This window comes from Hyphomicrobium sp. (assembly GCF_019753045.1).
In the GTDB taxonomy this organism is placed as follows: Bacteria; Pseudomonadota; Alphaproteobacteria; order Rhizobiales; family Hyphomicrobiaceae; genus Hyphomicrobium_B.
On sequence record NZ_JAIELN010000010.1, the window covers coordinates 131,597 to 149,523 of the forward strand.

20 protein-coding genes are annotated in these 17,927 nt (G+C 61.5%); 8 read left to right on the forward strand and 12 right to left on the reverse strand.

Features of this window, described 5'->3' with window-relative positions:
- Nucleotides 1-347 precede the first annotated feature (347 nt).
- The 3 genes from K2Q04_RS12885 to K2Q04_RS12895 form a co-directional block, all read right to left on the reverse strand.
- The gene (locus K2Q04_RS12885) at nucleotides 348-566 is read right to left on the reverse strand and encodes a hypothetical protein (protein WP_291164300.1); all 219 of its coding nucleotides are present in this window, start codon (nucleotides 564-566) and stop codon (nucleotides 348-350) included.
- A 42-nt stretch (nucleotides 567-608) separates the two neighbouring features.
- Nucleotides 609-2,273 (reverse strand): YbaL family putative K(+) efflux transporter, encoded by a 1,665-nt coding sequence (ybaL, locus tag K2Q04_RS12890; RefSeq protein WP_291164302.1) that lies wholly within the window; start codon nucleotides 2,271-2,273, stop codon nucleotides 609-611.
- 118 nt (nucleotides 2,274-2,391) lie between these two features.
- On the reverse strand, nucleotides 2,392-3,621 hold the full coding sequence (locus tag K2Q04_RS12895; protein WP_291164305.1) for an argininosuccinate synthase: 1,230 nt from the start codon (nucleotides 3,619-3,621) through the stop codon (nucleotides 2,392-2,394).
- Nucleotides 3,622-3,773: 152 nt separating this feature from the next.
- Between K2Q04_RS12895 and K2Q04_RS12900 the strand changes: the two genes are divergently transcribed.
- Nucleotides 3,774-4,382 carry a 2-hydroxychromene-2-carboxylate isomerase gene (locus K2Q04_RS12900; RefSeq protein WP_291164308.1) on the forward strand — a complete coding sequence of 203 codons (609 nt, stop codon included), beginning with the start codon at nucleotides 3,774-3,776 and terminating at the stop codon, nucleotides 4,380-4,382.
- A 214-nt stretch (nucleotides 4,383-4,596) separates the two neighbouring features.
- Nucleotides 4,597-5,436 carry a hypothetical protein gene (locus K2Q04_RS12905; protein WP_291164310.1) on the forward strand — a complete coding sequence of 280 codons (840 nt, stop codon included), beginning with the start codon at nucleotides 4,597-4,599 and terminating at the stop codon, nucleotides 5,434-5,436.
- Nucleotides 5,437-5,504: 68 nt separating this feature from the next.
- Here the strand turns inward: K2Q04_RS12905 and K2Q04_RS12910 are convergent, their stop codons facing one another.
- The 6 genes from K2Q04_RS12910 to hslV all read right to left on the reverse strand — a co-directional run bounded on the left by K2Q04_RS12910 (nucleotide 5,505) and on the right by hslV (nucleotide 11,507).
- The gene (locus K2Q04_RS12910; protein WP_291164313.1) at nucleotides 5,505-6,098 is read right to left on the reverse strand and encodes a hypothetical protein; all 594 of its coding nucleotides are present in this window, start codon (nucleotides 6,096-6,098) and stop codon (nucleotides 5,505-5,507) included.
- A 122-nt stretch (nucleotides 6,099-6,220) separates the two neighbouring features.
- Nucleotides 6,221-6,943, reverse strand: a complete 723-nt coding sequence (locus tag K2Q04_RS12915) for a hypothetical protein (RefSeq protein WP_291164316.1) — start codon at nucleotides 6,941-6,943, stop codon at nucleotides 6,221-6,223.
- 131 nt (nucleotides 6,944-7,074) lie between these two features.
- Nucleotides 7,075-8,268 (reverse strand): 23S rRNA (adenine(2503)-C(2))-methyltransferase RlmN, encoded by a 1,194-nt coding sequence (rlmN, locus tag K2Q04_RS12920; protein WP_291164319.1) that lies wholly within the window; start codon nucleotides 8,266-8,268, stop codon nucleotides 7,075-7,077.
- Between the two features lie 213 nt (nucleotides 8,269-8,481).
- Complete coding sequence (gene hslU / locus K2Q04_RS12925) at nucleotides 8,482-9,786, reverse strand: ATP-dependent protease ATPase subunit HslU (protein ID WP_291164322.1); 1,305 nt, start codon at nucleotides 9,784-9,786, stop codon at nucleotides 8,482-8,484.
- On the reverse strand, nucleotides 9,783-10,874 hold the full coding sequence (locus tag K2Q04_RS12930; RefSeq protein ID WP_291164323.1) for a hypothetical protein: 1,092 nt from the start codon (nucleotides 10,872-10,874) through the stop codon (nucleotides 9,783-9,785). Before K2Q04_RS12930 ends, hslU begins: the two co-directional genes overlap by 4 nt.
- Before the next feature lie 63 nt (nucleotides 10,875-10,937).
- Nucleotides 10,938-11,507 (reverse strand): ATP-dependent protease subunit HslV, encoded by a 570-nt coding sequence (gene hslV / locus K2Q04_RS12935; protein WP_291164326.1) that lies wholly within the window; start codon nucleotides 11,505-11,507, stop codon nucleotides 10,938-10,940.
- A gap of 203 nt (nucleotides 11,508-11,710) precedes the next feature.
- Between hslV and hisB the strand changes: the two genes are divergently transcribed.
- The 3 genes from hisB to hisH all read left to right on the forward strand — a co-directional run bounded on the left by hisB (nucleotide 11,711) and on the right by hisH (nucleotide 13,550).
- Complete coding sequence (hisB, locus tag K2Q04_RS12940) at nucleotides 11,711-12,334, forward strand: imidazoleglycerol-phosphate dehydratase HisB (protein WP_092868827.1); 624 nt, start codon at nucleotides 11,711-11,713, stop codon at nucleotides 12,332-12,334.
- A gap of 72 nt (nucleotides 12,335-12,406) precedes the next feature.
- A complete protein-coding gene (locus K2Q04_RS12945) occupies nucleotides 12,407-12,883 on the forward strand; it encodes a DUF2628 domain-containing protein (RefSeq protein WP_291164330.1) in 477 nt (158 codons plus the stop codon).
- A 13-nt stretch (nucleotides 12,884-12,896) separates the two neighbouring features.
- Nucleotides 12,897-13,550: an imidazole glycerol phosphate synthase subunit HisH gene (gene hisH, locus K2Q04_RS12950; RefSeq protein ID WP_291164333.1), complete on the forward strand. Its 654-nt coding sequence runs from the start codon at nucleotides 12,897-12,899 to the stop codon at nucleotides 13,548-13,550.
- On the opposite strand, the gene K2Q04_RS12955 is transcribed toward hisH, so the two are convergent.
- From K2Q04_RS12955 to K2Q04_RS12965, 3 genes are all read right to left on the reverse strand, one after another.
- Complete coding sequence (locus tag K2Q04_RS12955) at nucleotides 13,513-13,923, reverse strand: hypothetical protein (protein ID WP_291164336.1); 411 nt, start codon at nucleotides 13,921-13,923, stop codon at nucleotides 13,513-13,515. The two genes, hisH and K2Q04_RS12955, sit on opposite strands and share 38 nt — an antisense overlap.
- A 268-nt stretch (nucleotides 13,924-14,191) precedes the next feature.
- Nucleotides 14,192-14,560, reverse strand: a complete 369-nt coding sequence (locus K2Q04_RS12960; RefSeq protein WP_092868830.1) for a hypothetical protein — start codon at nucleotides 14,558-14,560, stop codon at nucleotides 14,192-14,194.
- Between the two features lie 290 nt (nucleotides 14,561-14,850).
- A complete protein-coding gene (locus K2Q04_RS12965) occupies nucleotides 14,851-15,159 on the reverse strand; it encodes a hypothetical protein (protein ID WP_291164341.1) in 309 nt (102 codons plus the stop codon).
- 170 nt (nucleotides 15,160-15,329) lie between these two features.
- On the opposite strand from K2Q04_RS12965, the gene hisA reads away from it, so the two are divergent.
- The 3 genes from hisA to K2Q04_RS12980 are packed head-to-tail and all read left to right on the forward strand — an operon-like array spanning nucleotide 15,330 to nucleotide 17,907.
- Nucleotides 15,330-16,058 carry a 1-(5-phosphoribosyl)-5-[(5-phosphoribosylamino)methylideneamino]imidazole-4-carboxamide isomerase gene (hisA, locus tag K2Q04_RS12970; protein ID WP_291164344.1) on the forward strand — a complete coding sequence of 243 codons (729 nt, stop codon included), beginning with the start codon at nucleotides 15,330-15,332 and terminating at the stop codon, nucleotides 16,056-16,058.
- Nucleotides 16,055-16,279: a hypothetical protein gene (locus tag K2Q04_RS12975; RefSeq protein ID WP_291164348.1), complete on the forward strand. Its 225-nt coding sequence runs from the start codon at nucleotides 16,055-16,057 to the stop codon at nucleotides 16,277-16,279. Before hisA ends, K2Q04_RS12975 begins: the two co-directional genes overlap by 4 nt.
- Nucleotides 16,280-16,293: 14 nt before the next feature.
- Entirely contained in the window at nucleotides 16,294-17,907 is a 1,614-nt protein-coding gene (locus K2Q04_RS12980; RefSeq protein WP_291164536.1) for a peptide chain release factor 3, read from the forward strand.
- Nucleotides 17,908-17,927: the final 20 nt, after the last annotated feature.

A 17,927-nucleotide genomic window follows, 5' to 3' on the forward strand; every position in this document is an offset into this window, starting at 1 on the left:
CGAGACACCCTCGTCAAGGCCAGAGATGGCCGAGGGGGTGCGTCACACCGCAAAATTCCGCGGGCGAGGGGTGCGTATCCGACAATGACGATGGGGAGATGACGGTTTCGGGCGGCCGAAGGGCGGCGGAAGCTGGCCGCGGACAATCGGGCCGGTTCTAGAGGCCCTGAAAAGTGCGAAACGGGAGCGACTGCCCGATGATTGGGGCGCGTGCCGAGTGAAACGCCCTGGACGCCATCGGGGGGCCAGCCGGTCCCGTTGAAACGTAAAATGCCGATTGATTCTTTAACGATCCGTTAACTCGTCAGCGTGCGGCGCGTTCCTTCGGATGAGCGCGCCGGAACGCCTTAAACGCGCTCGCCGAACATCGATGCGAACAGGCCGACGATGATCAGCGCCGGGATGACGATGAGCGCGACGGTGCCGATCGTTATCGCGATCCCGAGCATCAGGAATGCCATGACGGCGAACAGCAGGACCGCCGCCATGAACACCAGAAACTTGACTGCCCATTCGCGCCATCCGGTGAGCACCGTCGTCACGCCGTTTCTAGTAATGACGATCATGATCTCGTTCTCTAATTAATGTCGGTTCAGTATTTAGTGTCGTCAGGGAACTCGTGCAGCCATAGCGTCAGCGATTTCCTGCGATCCTTGGATGACGATATCTGTGCCACAAGCTTTGAGGTGTGTAACCTCAGCGTCAGAATGACCTCGGACGATGATCGGTAACCCCGGGTTCGCCGCCCGCGCCTGGGCCACAATTTGCCCTGCTTCGAAGCTATCGGGAATAGCAACGAGCAGGCATTTCGCTTGCTGCAGGTTGGCAAATTTGAGAAGGGCGACGGCGTTGCCCGCGACCGCTTCAACCTTCTTTTCCTTGAGTTTATTCACGACTTCATCGTTCTCGTCGATGACGTACATCGGTATATTCCGCAGTTCCAGTGTTTCGCCGATAGGACGTCCTACACGGCCGTAGCCAATCAATACGGCGTGTTCCTGCAACTTCGTCTTTTCGATTTTGACGGGCGGTGCGGGCTCAGGCGCCGCGTTCGCCGCCTCTCGCTTTTCGAGCTTCTCCTCATACCGGTCGAGCGCGAAGAATAGCAGCGGGTTCAGCATTATCGAGCCAATGGCTCCCGCCAGGATGAGCTCCCGGCCAAGTTCGGGCAAGACGCCGAGCGTGACTCCCAAGCCCGCAAGAATAAACGAGAACTCGCCGATCTGCGCCAAGCTGACGGAAATCGTGAGTGCGGTCGTCGCGGGATATCCGAATGCGCGAACGATCCCGTAGGCTGCCACCGATTTGCCGACGATGATGATCGTCAGCGTCGCCACGACGGCAAGGGGATCACGGAGAAGAATGGCCGGATCAAACAACATGCCGACCGATATGAAGAACAGCACGGCAAAGGCATCGCGCAGCGGAAGCGTTTCAGATGCCGCCTGCTGACTGAGCGTCGATTCGCTCAGGATCATGCCTGCAAAGAAGGCGCCGAGAGCGAACGACACGCCGAACAGCTTCGCCGCCCCGAAGGCCGTTCCGAGCGCAATCGCGAGCACGGCCAAGCGGAACAGTTCTCGCGACCCGGTATGGGCTGCGTAATGCAAAATCCATGGAATAATTCGGCGTCCCGCGACGAGCATCAGAACGACGAAGGCGACGATCTGGAATACGGTGATTCCAAATGTCTTCAGAAGATTGAAGCTTTCGGCATCGCTTACCGGTTGGTCCGCCGTGGCGACGTTGAACAGTGGGAGCAGCGCCGGCAGCAGCACCAGTGTCAGCACCATTACGATGTCTTCGACGATGAGCCAACCGACGGCTATGCGGCCACGCTCTGTATTGAGAAGCCGTCTCGCCTGCATCGCGCGCAACAATACGACGGTACTGGCGACGGAGAGCGCGAGGCCCATGACGATGCCGGCTCCCGGCTGCCAGCCGAGATGAAGCGAAAGGCCTAAGCCGAGCAGCGTCGCGACGACGATCTGCACGACTGCGCCGGGAATCGCGATCGCCCGAACCGAAAGAAGATCTTTCAGCGAGAAATGCAGTCCGACGCCGAACATCAATAGAATGATGCCGACTTCCGCGAGTTCGGAGGCGATCGTCTGATCTGCAACAAAGCCCGGCGTTCGTGGCCCGAGCACGACGCCTGCGAGAAGGTATCCGACTAACGGCGAGGCCCGGAGACGCTGCGCTATCGCTCCAAACAAGAAGGCCAAGCTCAGGCCAACGACGATCGTAGCGATAAGAGGCGTTTCGTGGGGCATCAATCCTGCTTCCGAGTGGAGGAAGCAGTACTTTTCACTACGATCGCCATAAATTCAACCTCGTGACCATCACGACGCTTTGAGCGCGCCGCAGATGGTCACGTCGGGAGAAGCGAAATTATGACTTGTTTCGGCGGCCGAGCGTGCGCAATCGCAGAGCGTTGAGCTTGATGAAGCCTTCCGCGTCCTTCTGATCGTAAGCGCCCTTGTCGTCCTCGAACGTGACGAGCGTCGGCGAGTAGAGCGACTTCGGGCTCGCGCGGCCAATGACGATGACATTGCCCTTATAGAGTTCGAGCGTGACTTCGCCCTCGACGTTCTCCTGGCTCTTGTCGATCAGAGCCTGAAGCATCTCGCGCTCTGGCGAGAACCAGAAGCCGTTGTAGATCAGCTCGGCATAGCGCGGCATGATCTCATCTTTGAGATGCGATGCGCCGCGATCGAGCGTCAGGCTTTCAATGGCGCGATGGGCGGTGAGCAGAATCGTGCCGCCGGGCGTCTCGTAAACGCCACGCGATTTCATGCCGACGAAGCGGTTCTCGACGAGGTCGAGACGGCCGATGCCGTTGTCGCGGCCGAGATCGTTCAAGGCCTTCAAGAGAGTGGCGGGAGAAAGCTTCTTGCCATCGAGCGAAACCGGGTCGCCCTTTTCGAAGCCGATCTTGATGGTCGTCACCTTGTCGGGTGCGGTCATCGGCGAGATGGTTCGCTGATAGACCATCTCGGGCGGCTTCGTCGCGGGGTCTTCGAGCACTTTGCCTTCGGACGAGGAGTGCAGAAGGTTGGCGTCGACAGAGAATGGGCTCTCGCCTTCTTTGTCCTTCGCGACGGGGATCTGGTTCTGCCGTGCGAAATCCAGAAGGTCTTCGCGACCTTTGAACTTCCATTCGCGCCAGGGCGCGATGATCTTGATGCCGGGCTCGAGCGAGTAATAGCCGAGTTCGAACCTCACCTGATCGTTGCCCTTGCCCGTTGCGCCATGGCAGACGGCGTCGGCGCCGACCTTGCGCGCGATCTCGATCTGCTTCTTTGCGATCAGCGGACGGGCGATGGACGTGCCGAGCAGATAAACGCCTTCGTAGACCGTGTTGGCGCGGAACATCGGGAAGACGAAATCGCGGACGAATTCCTCGCGCAGGTCTTCGATGAAGATGTTTTCTTCCTTGATGCCGAGCATCAGGGCCTTCTTGCGGGCCGGCTCCAGCTCTTCGCCCTGTCCGAGGTCGGCGGTGAACGTCACGACTTCGGCGCCGTAGGTCTCCTGCAGCCACTTGAGGATGATCGAAGTGTCTAAACCGCCGGAATAGGCGAGTACGACCTTTTTCACGGTCTTAGGCGCGGCGCTCATGGGAGATCTGGCTTTCGAATTTGGAATGGGACGGAAACGCGCGGCACTATAGGGTTGGCGGCGCTGCCTGCAAGTCCGGTTGATGCCATATCGCGACATGTCGCAATCGGCCCTTAGATATTAACGACAGCGGGCCCAACTGAGGAAGCGCAATGAAACCGACTATCGTCTTCTGGTTCGAGTTCGCGTCGACCTACTCTTACCTGAGCGCCATGCGGATCGAGGAAACGGCCGCGCGGGCCGACGTCGCCGTCGACTGGAAGCCGTTCCTGCTCGGACCGATTTTCAAATCGCAGGGCTGGGATACCTCGCCATTCAATATCTATCCGGCGAAGGGCCGCTACATGGTGCGCGATATTGCGCGCACGGCGTCGGCGCGCGAGATTCCTTTCCATATGCCGGCGACATTTCCGGCCCATGGATTGAAGGCCGCGCGTCTTGCGATCGCGGCGCGTAGCCAAGGCGCCGACGCCGCGTTCAGCCGTGCGGTCTTTGCCGCTGCCTTCGCCAAAGGTTTGGACATCTCCGATGACGCTGTGTTGACGGATTGCCTAACAAGCGCCGGTCTCGAAGCCGACGACCTGCGGCGGCTCAGCACGGACATTGCGGTCAAATCGGAGTTGCGGGCCAATACGGAAGAAGCGCAGGCGCTCGGGATATTCGGTGCGCCGAGTTTCAGCACACTGGACGGCGAAATGTTCTGGGGTGATGACCGGCTCGACCAGGCGTTGGCCTGGGCCAGGAAGCGCGCGCCCGCTTGAATGAGGCTTGATTTTGCAATGTTTTGAGCAAGATGCAGGCTTCGGCCGATCACTTCTCGGCGGGTATTTGTGGCGCAAATGACGCGCATTAACCGCTCTCGCACCGCAGCAAACTCATGAACATAAAAAAGGCATGGCAAAGGTGTTTGCGGTGTTTCTAACCAATGTCAGCTGATACAAGCTCGGGAACATATCTCATCGGGGGAGAGCGGCCGTGATCAGGTCGAATCGCATCGTCAGGAATCTGGTGTGGTTAGGTTTGCTCGGCTGCGCCTTGGCGGCGCCGCTGGCTGCAGAAGAGGTCACCGTAACGATCCCGCCGGACGATCCGCCGGCACAACAAGCGGCGGCTCCTGCTCAGGCGGCGCCTCAGCCTTCGGCGGTCCCGGCGTTCACGCCTCACGACAATCTCCAGAAGTCAGCCGACAGCAGCGATCCGACGGCGCATCCGACCGACTCGGTCGCGGCGCCAGCTCCAGCTGCTCCGGTCAAACACAAGCAGAAGGCAGCGGCTGCACCAGCCGCCGCCGCGCCGGCTCCAGCGGCTGCTGATGGTTCGGCCAGCCCGGCTGCAACTGACGGAACGGCAAAGCCCGCCGAAAAGCCGAAGACGGCAAAGGCGAATTCGCCATGCTTCAATATCGATGAGAACGCCTGCGGCCAGCTCAGTAAAGTGTGCATCTGGGTTGCGGCAGGTACCAACGATGCGGGCAAGCCGACGAAAGCCCGGTGCCGGTCCCTCGCAATTCTGAAGAGAGAAGAAGCGAAGGCCGCAAAGGCTGCCAAGGCCACGGGTGCAACGCCGGAAGTTCTGCCGTGGGCCACGAACGGCGCAGCGGCAGCGCCAGCTGCCGCGCCCGCTGCCGATGGAGCCGCTGCGGCTGCTCCGGCCGACGCAACCAAACCGGCGAAGAAAACAAAGACGGCAGCCGTCAAGAAGACGCCGAAGCCGAAGCCAGAAACGGTCAATGCCGCACCGGCTCCTGCGGCTGGTGAAGCAGAGGCCGCGCCTGCGCCTGCTTCCGGTTCAGCTCCGGAGCCCGACGCGCAATAGGGGTTTCAGGCTGAATACGTAGCGCCTGCCCGGTCGACTCCTGGTCGAGCGGCGCTGCTCTTTAGTCTTCAGTGCAAATAGGCGGACCACGGCGAACGCTGCGCGAAGTGCCGGTCCATCGCTTGGCGTCCCTCGGGATTTCCAAAGACAAGCCGCCACTGCGTGCATGCGGCGTCCGCTGCGTCCATGGCTGACGTACTTGCCCGGGCCGTCGGCGCCGCCACTGCGTAGGGCACTCCGTAGGACAGCATCATCGCCATCATGGGACCCTGATAGAGCGCCCAAGGCGTGCTGCTCCAATATGCCTGAACCGATGCCGGCCAGAACGTATCACCGCCGGGAAATACACGGGACGCGGCGACCGCTTGCTGCGCGCCGGGCCAGTAGGCGACAGAGGCGCTGGCCATCGCCAACCACGCCTGCATGATTTCGTTTTGCAGGGGTGCGGGCGCGTGGGCCACGAGGGTCCAATCACCGAACCAAGCAGACCAGGCTAAGTGTTGTGGAGCAGGAGGTTCAGGCGTGCGGAGTCCTTCGGGCGTCATTTCGTCGTAAAAGCGCTTCTGGCACGCCAAGCCCGCGGCCACCGAGGCCTGTCCCATCTCGAACATGGCTTCCGTCGCTTTCTGCAGAAAGCGGAAATGCAGGGCGCAATCGAACAAAATACAGTCCCTCGGTTCAGCTTTGACGGTACCAGGGATGGTGCGTCGCAGCAACGTTGAAGCCGTTCTGCCGCACTCTTGGTTAATCAACTGTTCGCGAGGTTGGTTCCGAAGGGCGGGTGTCAGTGCAGCGTCTGGGACTTGTCGCGGCCGTTTGGGGGCAGATCGCCGTTTCGATCGATCATCTCGTCGTCGCTCTCGTTCGCCGAGCCGGTGGCCGCGTAGTCGGACTGTTGGCGGCCAGACCTCGTCTTCGATAGCGTCAGGCGCTGCATGATCGGACGCCCACTGCGCGTTTGCTCGTCCACGGTCGGTGGTCTCGTGATCACGACTTCGGCGCCGTCATTATTTTCGGCGCGTGGCGCTGCTTCAGGGGGCGCGGCAGCGGTCACTTCAGCTGTTTGGGGCACCGCATTCGTTCGCGCGCGATACTCGCCCTGCGGACGCCCTGCGAACTGACCCGCGGCGAGCCAGTAAAAGAAGCCGCCGAAGAAGCCGATCGTGAGGAATGCCTTGACCGCGTAGTTGTTGAGGATCGTCGTCGGCTGGCCCACGACCTCGCTCTCATATTGTGCGGTGAAGCCAAGCATCGAGATCGCGACGCCGGCGAACAGAAAGAACGTCAGCGAGCGGACGGAGAATGACTCGCTCAGGATCGCGATGATGAGAACGAAAACGGATGCGAAGATTCCGAGATGCGTTGCGGCGAGCAGACCGAGCTCGATTGTTTCGCTGGCCGTTTTCGGCAGCCGCTCTATGGGCTCCGTCAGCACGTCCATAGGCGTCGTGACGAACATGACGGTCACGAGCCCCGCGGCCAAGCTCGCGAGGACGAACCCGAACACTACACGCGCTATTGTGCTGAGGAACCTTAGCACGACCACCCCGCCCCTTCGTCCCATCTCGGGCGAAATGTATATGAGCGAGCGCGGCAGGCTCAATCAAAATAACGCGGCGATCGTGAGGGAACCGCTCGTCAGGCGCGCTCGGACGCGGTGTTCCGCTGGCTGGCTGAGAGCTTGAGGCTTTCGGACCTAAGTTGCCCGCAGGCCGCAAGAATATCGCGTCCGCGGGGTGTGCGAACGGGGCTCGCGTAACCGGCCCTATTTACGACGTCTGCAAATCGTTCGATCGTTTCCCAATCCGAGCACTCGTAGCGCGTGTTCGGCCACGGGTTGAACGGTATCAAGTTGATTTTGGCGGGAATTCCCGCGAGGAGGCGAACGAGCGCCCGCGCCTCCGCGAGGCTGTCATTGACGCCTTTCAGCATCACATATTCGAACGTGATGCGGCGCGCGTTCGAGAGGCCCGGATAATTTCGGCAGGCTTCGATAAGCTCGGCGATGGGATATTTACGATTGAGCGGCACGAGTTCGTCGCGCAGCGCATCGTTCGTTGCGTGCAGCGAGATGGCGAGCATGGTGTCGGCCTCTTCGCCCCAACGCGGAATTTCGGGAACGACCCCCGATGTCGACAGCGTGATGCGCCGCTTCGAGAGCGAGAGGCCTTCGCCGTCCGACGCGATGTCCATCGCAGCCTTGACGTTGTCGAAATTGTAGAGCGGCTCGCCCATGCCCATCAGCACGACGTTCGTTATCTTGCGTTCGCTTTGCGGGAGCAGCCGGCCGTCGCCGGGACCCTTGGCGCCGGGCCAGTCACCGATGCGGTCGCGCGCCAACATGATCTGGGCGACGATTTCTTCCGTTTCGAGATTGCGCACGAGCTTCTGCGTGCCGGTATGGCAGAACGAGCAATTCAGCGTGCAGCCGACTTGGCTCGAAATGCAAAGCGTGCCGCGGTCACTCTCGGGGATGTAGACGGTTTCGATTTCCGGCGCGCGCGCTTCGTGTCCGCGTTTCGGAAGTCTGAGTAGCCATTTGCGCGTACCGTCGACCGAGATCTGTTCGGAGACGATTTCGGGACGGTCTAACGTGTACAGCTCTTCGAGCTGGCGACGGAGGTCTTTCGACACGTCCGTCATGTCTTCGAAGCTGGTGACGCCGCGCACGTAGATCCAGCTCCAGAGCTGGCCGACGCGCATGCGAAGCTGCTTTTCCGGAACGCCGGCCGCGGCGAGCGCCAGTTTCAAGCGGTCACGCGTCAGCCCCGCGAGCGAAGGCTTTGCGGCGGGCTGGTCGGTGTCGATCTTGATCAAAGGCGCGGCGGTCATAGAGAAAACACAAGCTTTCAGTTCGGAAAGGGCCCTTTTACAGGCGTTCGGTCCGGGTGAACAGGTCTCGGATGCCGCGCTGCCCTTCTCCCTCTCCCCGCGCGCGGGGAGAGGGTCGGGGTGAGGGGCCGCAACAGGCAACGGTTTCGGAGGCCGCCCCTCACCCTAACCCTCTCCCCATGCGAGAAAGAGCATGGGGAGAGGGAATTTTAATCACAAAATGAAGCGGCTCAGATCGGCATTCTTCGAAAGCGTTCCGACGCGTTCCGACACGTAGGGGCCGTCGATAATAACGGTTTGCACGCCACGATCGGAGGCTTCGAACGAGACGTCGTCAAGGACACGCTCGAGTACCGTCTGCAGCCGCCGCGCGCCGATGTTTTCAACGGTTGAGTTCACCTCGACGGCCGCGTCGGCAATGGCGTCGATCGCGTCCGGCTTGAATTCGAGCGTGACGCCTTCGGTCTGCATCAGGGCCACGGACTGCCTGATGAGGCTGACCTGCGGTTCCGTCAGGATGCGTTTCATGTCTTCGCGCGTCAAAGCGTTCAGCTCGACGCGGATCGGGAGACGGCCCTGCAATTCCGGCAAGAGGTCGGAAGGCTTCGAGACGTGGAACGCGCCCGAGGCGATGAAGAGGATATGATCTGTCTTCACGGGGCCGTGCTTGGTCGCGACGGTCGTGCCTTCGATCAACGGCAGGAGATCGCGCTGCACGCCTTCGCGCGAGACGTCGGCACCACCGCGTGTGCCGTCGCCGCGGGATGAAATCTTGTCGATCTCGTCGAGGAAGACGATGCCGTTGTTCTCGACCGCAGCGATCGCTTCGCCGGTAATCTGATCGCTGTCGATCAGCTTGTCGCTTTCTTCTGCGATCAGGATATCGAAGCTATCCTTGACAGTGACGCGCCGGGGCTTCGTTCGCTGTCCGAGCGCCTTGCCAAGCATCTCGCCGATGTTGATCGTCGCCATCGTGCCGCCCGGCATGTCGAAAGAGGGAATGGGCGAGGACGTATCGGCGACGAGGATATCGATCTCCTTGTCGTTCAACTCGTTATTGCGGAGGCGCTTGCGGAAGCTGTCGCGCGTCGCGGGTGATGCGCCGGAGCCGACGAGCGCATCGAGTACGCGCTCTTCCGCGGCCTTCTCGGCCTTCGCGCGCACGCCATGGCGCTTCGCTTCCTTGACGAGAGCGATGCCGACCTCGACCAAATCGCGAACGATACTGTCGACGTCGCGGCCGACGTAACCGACCTCGGTGAACTTCGTCGCCTCGACCTTCAGGAACGGGGCGCCGGCAAGCTTCGCCAAGCGGCGCGAAATTTCGGTCTTGCCGACGCCAGTCGGGCCGATCATCAAAATGTTCTTCGGCAGAACTTCTTCGCGAAGCTCGCCGGTCAACTGCTGACGGCGCCAGCGGTTACGAAGGGCTATAGCGACGGCACGCTTGGCGTCGGCTTGTCCGACGATATAGCGGTCGAGTTCAGATACGATTTCGCGCGGTGAAAAATTCGTCATTGTCTCGATTCAGGAAGGTAGGGAGCTAGGATAGTTTTCTGCAGGCCTGGCAGCACGCGGTTTCTGATGGGGTGCCAAAAGACGCCCAGAAACAGCACAAATGCGCCGACGACGCCGAGCGTCAGCACAAACGAGCCCGAGCCTCCGTCGCCGCCCGGCAAAGGAATGCTGCCGTTCAACAAATCGTAGACGGCGACCGTGAAATAGACGAGCGAGGAAACGAGCAGTGCGCGCCGGTCGATGGCGAGCGCGAACAGGGCGAGGAAGAACACCGTCGCCAGGATGGCGGCGGAGGTCGCCGCGCCGATCGTGGTGCCTTTGATTAGAAGGATGACCGGCGAGACGATCAGCGGCGCCGCCACGAGCTGCAGCCAGAAAGCACAATCGGAAAGGCGCGTCTGACGCTTCGGGTCGCGGGCATCGTATGCAAGTGCGACCACGAGGACGGCAAGGCCATAGCCCAACGCGACGAAGGACGGGCCGATCTCCGCAAACTGGTAGAGGCCCTTGCTGACGACGGCGTAGCCAAAGAAGGCGATCAAGGCGAGCGCGAAGGGCAGGCGGAAGCGTATGTAGTAGATGATCGCGGCGATAAGGGCGGGCATTCCGAACCTGAGCGAGGGGTTTCGCCAGAATGCGAATTCGGAATCGACGCTCCAGTTCGACGAGCTGAAGCTCGTCCAGTGCATTTGAACGACGACGGCCGCAGCAGCGAAGGCGACGAACAGCACCGAGAGAACCATTCCGGGCAGCACGGCGCGGAGGCGACCGACGAGAATTTCGCTCAAGATCCAGAACGTGGCTGCAGCGAGCGCGAGGGTGCCGAACCAGCTCATGCCAAACGTGCTGGCCGTCGAGCTGGCGATGAGGAACGCGCCGGCGACGAGCAGCACACCGATCGTCAGGAAAACGTCGTTGAAGCCGTTGAGGAAGCGAAAGCGCTCTTCATCGGCGATGGCCGGTTCTCCATCCGGACCCAAAACTGCGGAACCGCGGCGCATGGCTTTCAGCTTCTCGGCTTGCGCCGCATCGATGACGCCGGCTTCGACCGCAGCCTTCAGGTCTTCTGGTGATAATGCGCTCGGCATCTGTCAGTCATCCGGCTGTTGGTTTTTCGCTCGGTAGCGGGCCTAGATTTTCCGTGCCTGTCGTTAGCTCGCCGTATCGAGGGCTTCGACGACGATGTTCTTGTTCGTATAGACGCAAATGTCGGCGGCAATGGACATCGCCTTGCGGGCGATGGCTTCGGCGTCGAGAGGCTGGTCAATCAGCGCGCGGGCGGCCGCGAGCGCATAATTGCCGCCGGAGCCGATGCCGGCGATGGCGTTTTCGGGCTCGAGAACGTCCCCGGTGCCGGTCAGGACGAGGGTCGTCGACGCATCGGCAACGATCATCATGGCTTCGAGGCGGCGCAGGAAACGGTCGGTGCGCCAGTCCTTCGCAAGCTCGACGGCGGCGCGGGTCAGCTGGCCGGGGTACATCTCGAGCTTGGCTTCCAGCCGCTCGAATAATGTGAAGGCGTCCGCCGTCGCGCCGGCGAACCCGCCGATCACGTCGCCCTTCCCGAGGCGACGGACCTTCTTGGCATTGGCCTTGATGATCGTCTGGCCGAGGCTAACCTGGCCGTCACCGGCAACTACAACACGGCCGCCCTTGCGAACGGTAAGTATTGTGGTGGCGTGCCACGACGAATCGCCAGCATTTGGGCTCTGGTGGGTCATTTGTACCGCGTCAGTTAAGCTTTTGCAGGCAGGATGCAAGTGAAGCCGGGTGCCTGCGGCCACGGGGCCGTTGCGGCGACCTTGGCCGGGCGGGCCACAAGCTGATAAACGCTCTCGCATGTGTCGGGCAACCGGAAGAGTTTCTGTCGGCCCCGATGCTCTCATCCGGAGAGCCGGCCGACCGAGTAGAATGGGTTAAGGATATGACGGGCGTCGGAGAGATTCACGTGAAGCAGCGGCAAGCCTCGATCACGCGCAAGACCAAGGAGACGGAGATCTCCGCGACCGTCGATCTCGATGGGACGGGCGCATACGATATTTCGACGGGGATCGGGTTTCTCGATCATATGCTGGAGCAACTCGCCCGGCATTCGCTGATCGACATCACGCTCAGGGCCAAGGGCGACCTGCATATCGACTTCCACCACACGGCCGAAGACACCGGCATCGTCATCGGGCAGGCGATTGCGAAGGCGCTTGGCGATAAAGCCGGGATCGTGCGTTATGCCGACGTGCATCTGCCGATGGACGAAACCCTGACGCGCGTTGCGCTCGATGTCTCGGGGCGGCCCTTTCTGATCTGGAAGGCGGAGTTCTCGCGGCACAAGGTCGGCGAGATGGACACGGAGCTATTCCGCGAGTGGTTCCAGGCCTTTGCGCAGAACGCCGGCATCACGCTGCACGTCGAAAACCTTTACGGCGAGAACAATCACCATATTGCCGAGACCTGCTATAAGGGTTTGGCGCGGGCGCTGAGGGCCGCTATTGCTCTCGATCCGCGGCAGGCGGGCCGTATCCCGTCGACAAAGGGCATGCTGCAAGGCTGAGTTCCGGCGAAGCCTTTCGTAGCATTGGCTCCCGCTAGCCTGAGTTCGATGGACCAAGGAGTTTTGAGTTCCGTGGCGACCTACACCGTGCACGAACCCCCCGTTTCCGATTCCGACCGGGTCGACCGTGCTGTCGAACTCGCATTCGTGAAGGACGGATTTTCCTGGCTGACGGCCATTTTTCCGCCGTTCGGCTTTCTTGCCCACGGCCTGTGGCTGATGGCAATCGCCTACCTCGCCGGAACGGGTCTTCTCAGCTACGTGCTCACCAAGGCCAAAGTCGACCCCGACTGGATCGGGCTGATCATCCTCATGTTCAATATCTATCTCGGCTTCGAGATTTCCACGTTGCGGCGCTGGATGCTCGATCAAAAAGGCTGGCGCATGCTGGGTGTCGTCAACGGCCGCTCGATCGCAGAATGCGAACGGCGCTTCTTCGAGAGCTGGCTGCCCGATCAGCCGGTCATTCAGAGCGATACGCCGAAAGCGCCAGGCAATCCCACGTCGGCGGGCGGTTCGCGCTTCTGGCCGTTCGGGGCGAGGGCTTGAGGCCGCAGCACTGATGCAGAACGTCGTCATTATCGATTACGGGTCGGGAAATCTCCATTCGGCCGCCAAAGCATTCGAGAGCGCTGCTCGCGATAGCTCCACTCCATCCAAAATCGTCGTCAGTCCGCGGCCGGAGGACGTGCTCGCAGCCGATCGTATTGTGCTGCCGGGTGTCGGCGCCTATGGCGACTGCAAACACGGTCTCGAGCGCGTTCCGGGGTTGATCGCGGCGCTCGAGGAAGCCGTTCGGCAGAAGGGCCGGCCGTTTCTCGGCATTTGCGTCGGCATGCAGCTCTTGAGCGAGCGCGGCCTCGAGTTCGTCGAAACGCCTGGGCTCGGATGGATCAAGGGCGAAGTTCGGGCGATCGAGCCCAAGGATCCGGCGCTCAAAATCCCTCACATGGGCTGGAACACGCTCAATGTCGTCAGCCCGCATGCGCTGCTTGACGGCATTCCGACGGGCTCCGATGGCTGGCACGCGTATTTCGTGCACTCATTCGCGATGGTGCCCAAGGAGCGCCGCGTCGTCGTCGCCGAGACGGACTACGGCGGGCCGATTACGGCGCTCGTTGCGGATGGCAATATCGCGGGCACGCAGTTCCACCCCGAGAAGAGCCAGAAGCTCGGCCTCAAGCTGATTGCGAACTTTCTCGGCTGGAAGCCGTAACTGCGTCCTTGGCTGATGCGGCTGCGCCCGTCAGCATTTCGACGGCGGAATTGAGCGTCGACCAGACGCCGCGGGGCATGTGCCACGATGATCCGTCGGGTTCATCCTCTTCGAGGCGGCCTTGCAGCCAATTCAGCCGTGCCGTCGAAGCCCGGTCGGCGCGGCCGAGTTCGTGCACGCCGAGTTCGTCCGGGTGATCGAAGAGGATCGCGAGGCGGCGCTTGATCTGATCGGCTCCGAGCCACGTCCGCACGTACCAGACGCCATTACCGGCGGGGGCGTATTCGGTCGCGATGTAGGGGAGCGAGAACGTCACCGTCCAGGTGTCCTGGTTGGCGGACTTGGGGGTGTGATGGAGAAGGAACGTTTTCATGGGGAGCATTCCGGTGCGGGGGGCTGGGAAAGCGGGAACGCAGGAACGCAACTTGGGTACAAACTAGCCGACTGACTTGGCTAGGAACTGACTTAACCTAGGAACTCTGGGGTTATTCAAAAAGGGAGCCCAGGGGGACCAAGCTTCCTTTCCAGTCGGGTCTAACACCGGGGCTTTGGACGGGACGGACCCGTTGGGAACGGCGAGGGGGGAGAAAGTCCGCCCCGCCCAAAGACCGGAATTCGTTTGTTCGAGATCAGCCGGCCTTTCAACCAGCTCTGGCGAACGGCAGCTCTGGCTCCATCGGCTCGGCGGCGGCGACTGCCGGCAGCGGGAACGCGATGACGTTGCCATCGGGAGCAAGGTCGAGACCCGGACGGCGCTGGCGGAACCAGCGGAGCGACGTGTTCGTCATCACCGCCTCGCGCTTCGTCGCCTGGATCACCAGACCGTCCTCTTCGGCGAGAAGTTCTTTGAGCTCGGTCTCAAGCTCGAACTCTTCGCGGTCCGACGTCACGTACCAGGTGTTGGAGAGCGGCCGTGCCCACTTATCGCCGAGGCCCATGATGACCTGCGCAAGGACGTGCTGGTTGCGGTTCGGTTGGGCGAGATCGTACGAGATGAGGTAGGTGCGCATGGGGGCTCTCCTAGTGTTGTGGGGAGGGTCTAACACGCTACTCTGACCCGGGGAGGCGCCTCTTTTAGGGCGCCAGTGAACATAGACAGAACATGCCACGACTCACAGGCTTTGTCCAGCGTTTGTTCCAAAAATGTTCTTGCGAAGTACTTAACGGCATTGCTTATGCAAGGCGCGAATTTAACCAGGAAATCGCGTGATTTCGGTAATTCTCAACCATGTCTTGGCGGTTACGCGCGGCACCCGCGTGCCGAGGCATTCTCGTTCTGCACGGCGCGTCTCCTCAGAACTTACGGAAAGAGGCTGAGCTGATCGGGATGCGGCGCGAGAGGGATTCGCCGATGCGGCCCCGGGTCAAAGCGCGGTTCTAGACCCGGGAAGCGGCTCTGAAACTCCTCGAGCGCCCGCTTGCGGCTGCCGGGAAAGCGTGTCTCTTCCCAGATTTCGTAGAGCCGGCGCGGATCGCAGGCGTAGCGCCGCTGGAGGTCCACGGGGCGGATCTTGAGCCAGCGCGCAATCCAGATATCTACGGCGTCGTCATCGGTCAGGGGACGGCGTGCGACGCTTGGCGGTGGCTCGTTAAGGAACGCAATGGCCATCGGACTCTTCTGGTTTGCGCATTGCGACTCCCCTCCGGGGAGCCGGCCGCAATGCGCGCTTGACGTAGCGTGCGATCCGCGATTGATCGCACGGGAAAAATAGAAACCCAAGATAGCAATCTGATGGCCGCGCGCGCTTCATTCGGCGTCGCGGAGGCAAGCGAGACCCGTTGATCCTTTTTCCTGCAATTGACCTCAAGGACGGCCAGTGCGTCCGGCTGAAGCTCGGCGAGATGGACGCCGCGACCGTGTTCAACGACGATCCGGCGGCGCAGGCGGCCAGCTTCGAGCGCCAGGGCTTCAAATATTTGCATATCGTGGACCTCAACGGCGCGTTCGCGGGCAAGCCCGTGAACGGCGCGGCGGTCGAAGCAATTTTGAAGGCGATTTCGATCCCGGCGCAGCTCGGCGGGGGTATCCGCGATCTGGCGACGATCGAGGCTTGGCTCGAGAAGGGCATTCGCCGGGTCATCCTCGGCACTATCGCGGTGCGCGATCCGGCGCTCGTTCGTGAGGCTGCGAAGCGCTTTCCTGGGCGGGTTGCCGTCGGCATCGATGCGAAGGGCGGCAAGGTCGCCGTCGAAGGCTGGGCGGAGACGTCGGAACTCACGGCCGCCGATCTGGCCAAAAGATTCGAGGATGCGGGTGTCGCCGCGATCATCTATACGGACATCGAGCGCGACGGGGTCCTGAAGGGCCTCAATTTGCCGGCGACGGCGGCCTTGGCCAACGCGACGCGCATTCCGGTCATCGCGTCCGGCGGACTCGCCTCGATCGCCGACGTCCGCGAGCTCATAAAGCCCGAATACCGCATGCTCGAAGGCGCGATCACTGGCCGTGCACTATATGATGGGCGGATCGATCCCAAAGAGGCGCTCGAACTTCTGGAGACGGCATGAAGATAGGTGACAAAGTCCGCGTTATCAGAGCGCCTGCTGACCTGCCGAAGGACAACAAGCAGCTGACAACGCTTTTCCGCGGCTGCATCGGCAAGACCTTCCCGATCGTCAAATTCGACGACGGCCTGGTCGAGCTGCACGTAGGCGAAGTTTTCGGAAAGCCCGCCGAATATCACCAGATCTGGCTCGAACCGAGCCACGTTTCGCTCGTCGAGGCCTGATCCTTTTGAACGTGATGCCCCAATCCTCGCTCGCCCAAGCGGAGCTGCCGCCCGAGATCTCGCGCCGGCGCACGTTCGCGATCATTTCGCATCCTGACGCCGGCAAGACGACGCTGACGGAAAAGCTTCTTCTGTTCGGGGGAGCGATCCAGATGGCGGGCGCCGTCAAGGCGCGCGGCGAGCGGCGGCGTACGCGCTCCGACTGGATGCAGATCGAGCAGCAGCGCGGCATCTCCGTCACGTCATCGGTCATGACGTTCGAGCGGAACGGCATCGTCTTCAATCTACTCGATACGCCGGGCCACTCCGACTTCAGCGAAGACACGTACCGGACGCTTTCGGCCGTCGACGCGGCCGTCATGGTCATGGACGCGGCGAAGGGCATCGAAAGCCAGACACGGAAGCTGTTCGAAGTTTGCCGTCTGCGCGACATTCCGATCATCACGTTCATCAACAAGATCGACCGTGAAGCCGAAGATCCGCTGACGCTGCTCGATCAGATCGCGTCCGACCTGGCGCTCGATCTCGTGCCGATGGGTTGGCCGGTCGGCATGGGTTCCGATTTCCGCGGCGTTCTCGATCTCGTGGGCAACAAGATATTGCTGCCGGAAAGCGACGACCGCGGTGCGTCCTATGGGCGTTCGCAGCCGCTCGACACATTCGAGGGCTTGCGGCGGATCGAGGGTATCGACGAGCGGATCGTGGACCGGACCATCGAAGGCGTTGAACTCGCGCAGGGCGCGCTTCCCCAGTTCGATCTCGAGGCATTCCGCGAGGGGCATCTGTCGCCCGTCTTCTTCGGCAGTGCGCTGAAGAATTTCGGCGTCGAGCAGCTGCTCGACGCGCTCGGGCAATGGGCGCCCGGTCCGTTGCCGAGGGCCGCGACACAGCGAACCGTCGAGCCCGGCGAAGAGCAGGTGACGGGCTTCGTCTTCAAGGTGCAGGCGAACATGGATCCGAACCATCGGGATCGCATGGCGTTCGTGCGTCTTTGTTCAGGACGCTTCAAGCGCGGCATGAAGCTCATTCACGTGCGCGAAAACAAGGCGATGACGATATCGTCGCCGACGTTCTTCTTCGGACAGGGGCGGGAAACGGCCGACGAAGCATGGGCCGGCGATATCATCGGCGTGCCGAACCACGGAACGCTACGTGTCGGCGATACACTGACGGAGAAGGAAAGCCTGAAATTCACCGGCATTCCGAATTTTGCGCCGGAGCTTTTGCGCCGCGTCGTCATTCAGGATGCGATGAAGGCGAAACAGCTCAATCGCGCGCTCGACGATTTGGCGGAAGAAGGCATCGTGCAGGTGTTCACGCCGATTGCCGGCGGTCGCCAGATTCTCGGCGTTGTCGGACAGCTGCAATTCGAGGTGCTGCAGTCGCGGGTCGCAGTCGAATACGGCGTGCCGGTGACGCTCGAGCAATCGCCTTACGAGTTGGCGCGCTGGATTTCGGCCGACGACCCGGCGAAGCTTCAGAAGTTCGTCGATGCGCATCGCGGCGAGATCGCGACAGATCGCGACGGGGCACTGATCTACCTCGCCGAGAGCCCCTGGATGCTGAAGTACAAGAGCGAGAAATTCCCCGACATAAAATTCGCCGCACTCAGGGAGCGCGGCGAATAGAGGTCAGTTGTGTAGAGGTT

Bases quoted from the DNA above. Each gene is read 5' to 3' on its own strand.
- hslV (WP_291164326.1), bottom strand. From the start codon at position 11,507: ATGACCCACCAGAGCCCAAATGCTGGCGATTCGTCGTGGCACGCCACC.
- hslU (WP_291164322.1), bottom strand. From the start codon at position 9,786: ATGACGAATTTTTCACCGCGCGAAATCGTATCTGAACTCGACCGCTAT.
- K2Q04_RS12965 (WP_291164341.1), bottom strand. From the start codon at position 15,159: ATGGCCATTGCGTTCCTTAACGAGCCACCGCCAAGCGTCGCACGCCGT.
- K2Q04_RS12955 (WP_291164336.1), bottom strand. From the start codon at position 13,923: ATGAAAACGTTCCTTCTCCATCACACCCCCAAGTCCGCCAACCAGGAC.
- hisB (WP_092868827.1), top strand. From the start codon at position 11,711: ATGACGGGCGTCGGAGAGATTCACGTGAAGCAGCGGCAAGCCTCGATC.
- K2Q04_RS12975 (WP_291164348.1), top strand. From the start codon at position 16,055: ATGAAGATAGGTGACAAAGTCCGCGTTATCAGAGCGCCTGCTGACCTG.
- K2Q04_RS12885 (WP_291164300.1), bottom strand. From the start codon at position 566: ATGATCGTCATTACTAGAAACGGCGTGACGACGGTGCTCACCGGATGG.
- K2Q04_RS12900 (WP_291164308.1), top strand. From the start codon at position 3,774: ATGAAACCGACTATCGTCTTCTGGTTCGAGTTCGCGTCGACCTACTCT.
- rlmN (WP_291164319.1), bottom strand. From the start codon at position 8,268: ATGACCGCCGCGCCTTTGATCAAGATCGACACCGACCAGCCCGCCGCA.
- K2Q04_RS12930 (WP_291164323.1), bottom strand. From the start codon at position 10,874: ATGCCGAGCGCATTATCACCAGAAGACCTGAAGGCTGCGGTCGAAGCC.
- K2Q04_RS12980 (WP_291164536.1), top strand. From the start codon at position 16,294: ATGCCCCAATCCTCGCTCGCCCAAGCGGAGCTGCCGCCCGAGATCTCG.
- ybaL (WP_291164302.1), bottom strand. From the start codon at position 2,273: ATGCCCCACGAAACGCCTCTTATCGCTACGATCGTCGTTGGCCTGAGC.
- K2Q04_RS12895 (WP_291164305.1), bottom strand. From the start codon at position 3,621: ATGAGCGCCGCGCCTAAGACCGTGAAAAAGGTCGTACTCGCCTATTCC.
- K2Q04_RS12960 (WP_092868830.1), bottom strand. From the start codon at position 14,560: ATGCGCACCTACCTCATCTCGTACGATCTCGCCCAACCGAACCGCAAC.
- hisH (WP_291164333.1), top strand. From the start codon at position 12,897: ATGCAGAACGTCGTCATTATCGATTACGGGTCGGGAAATCTCCATTCG.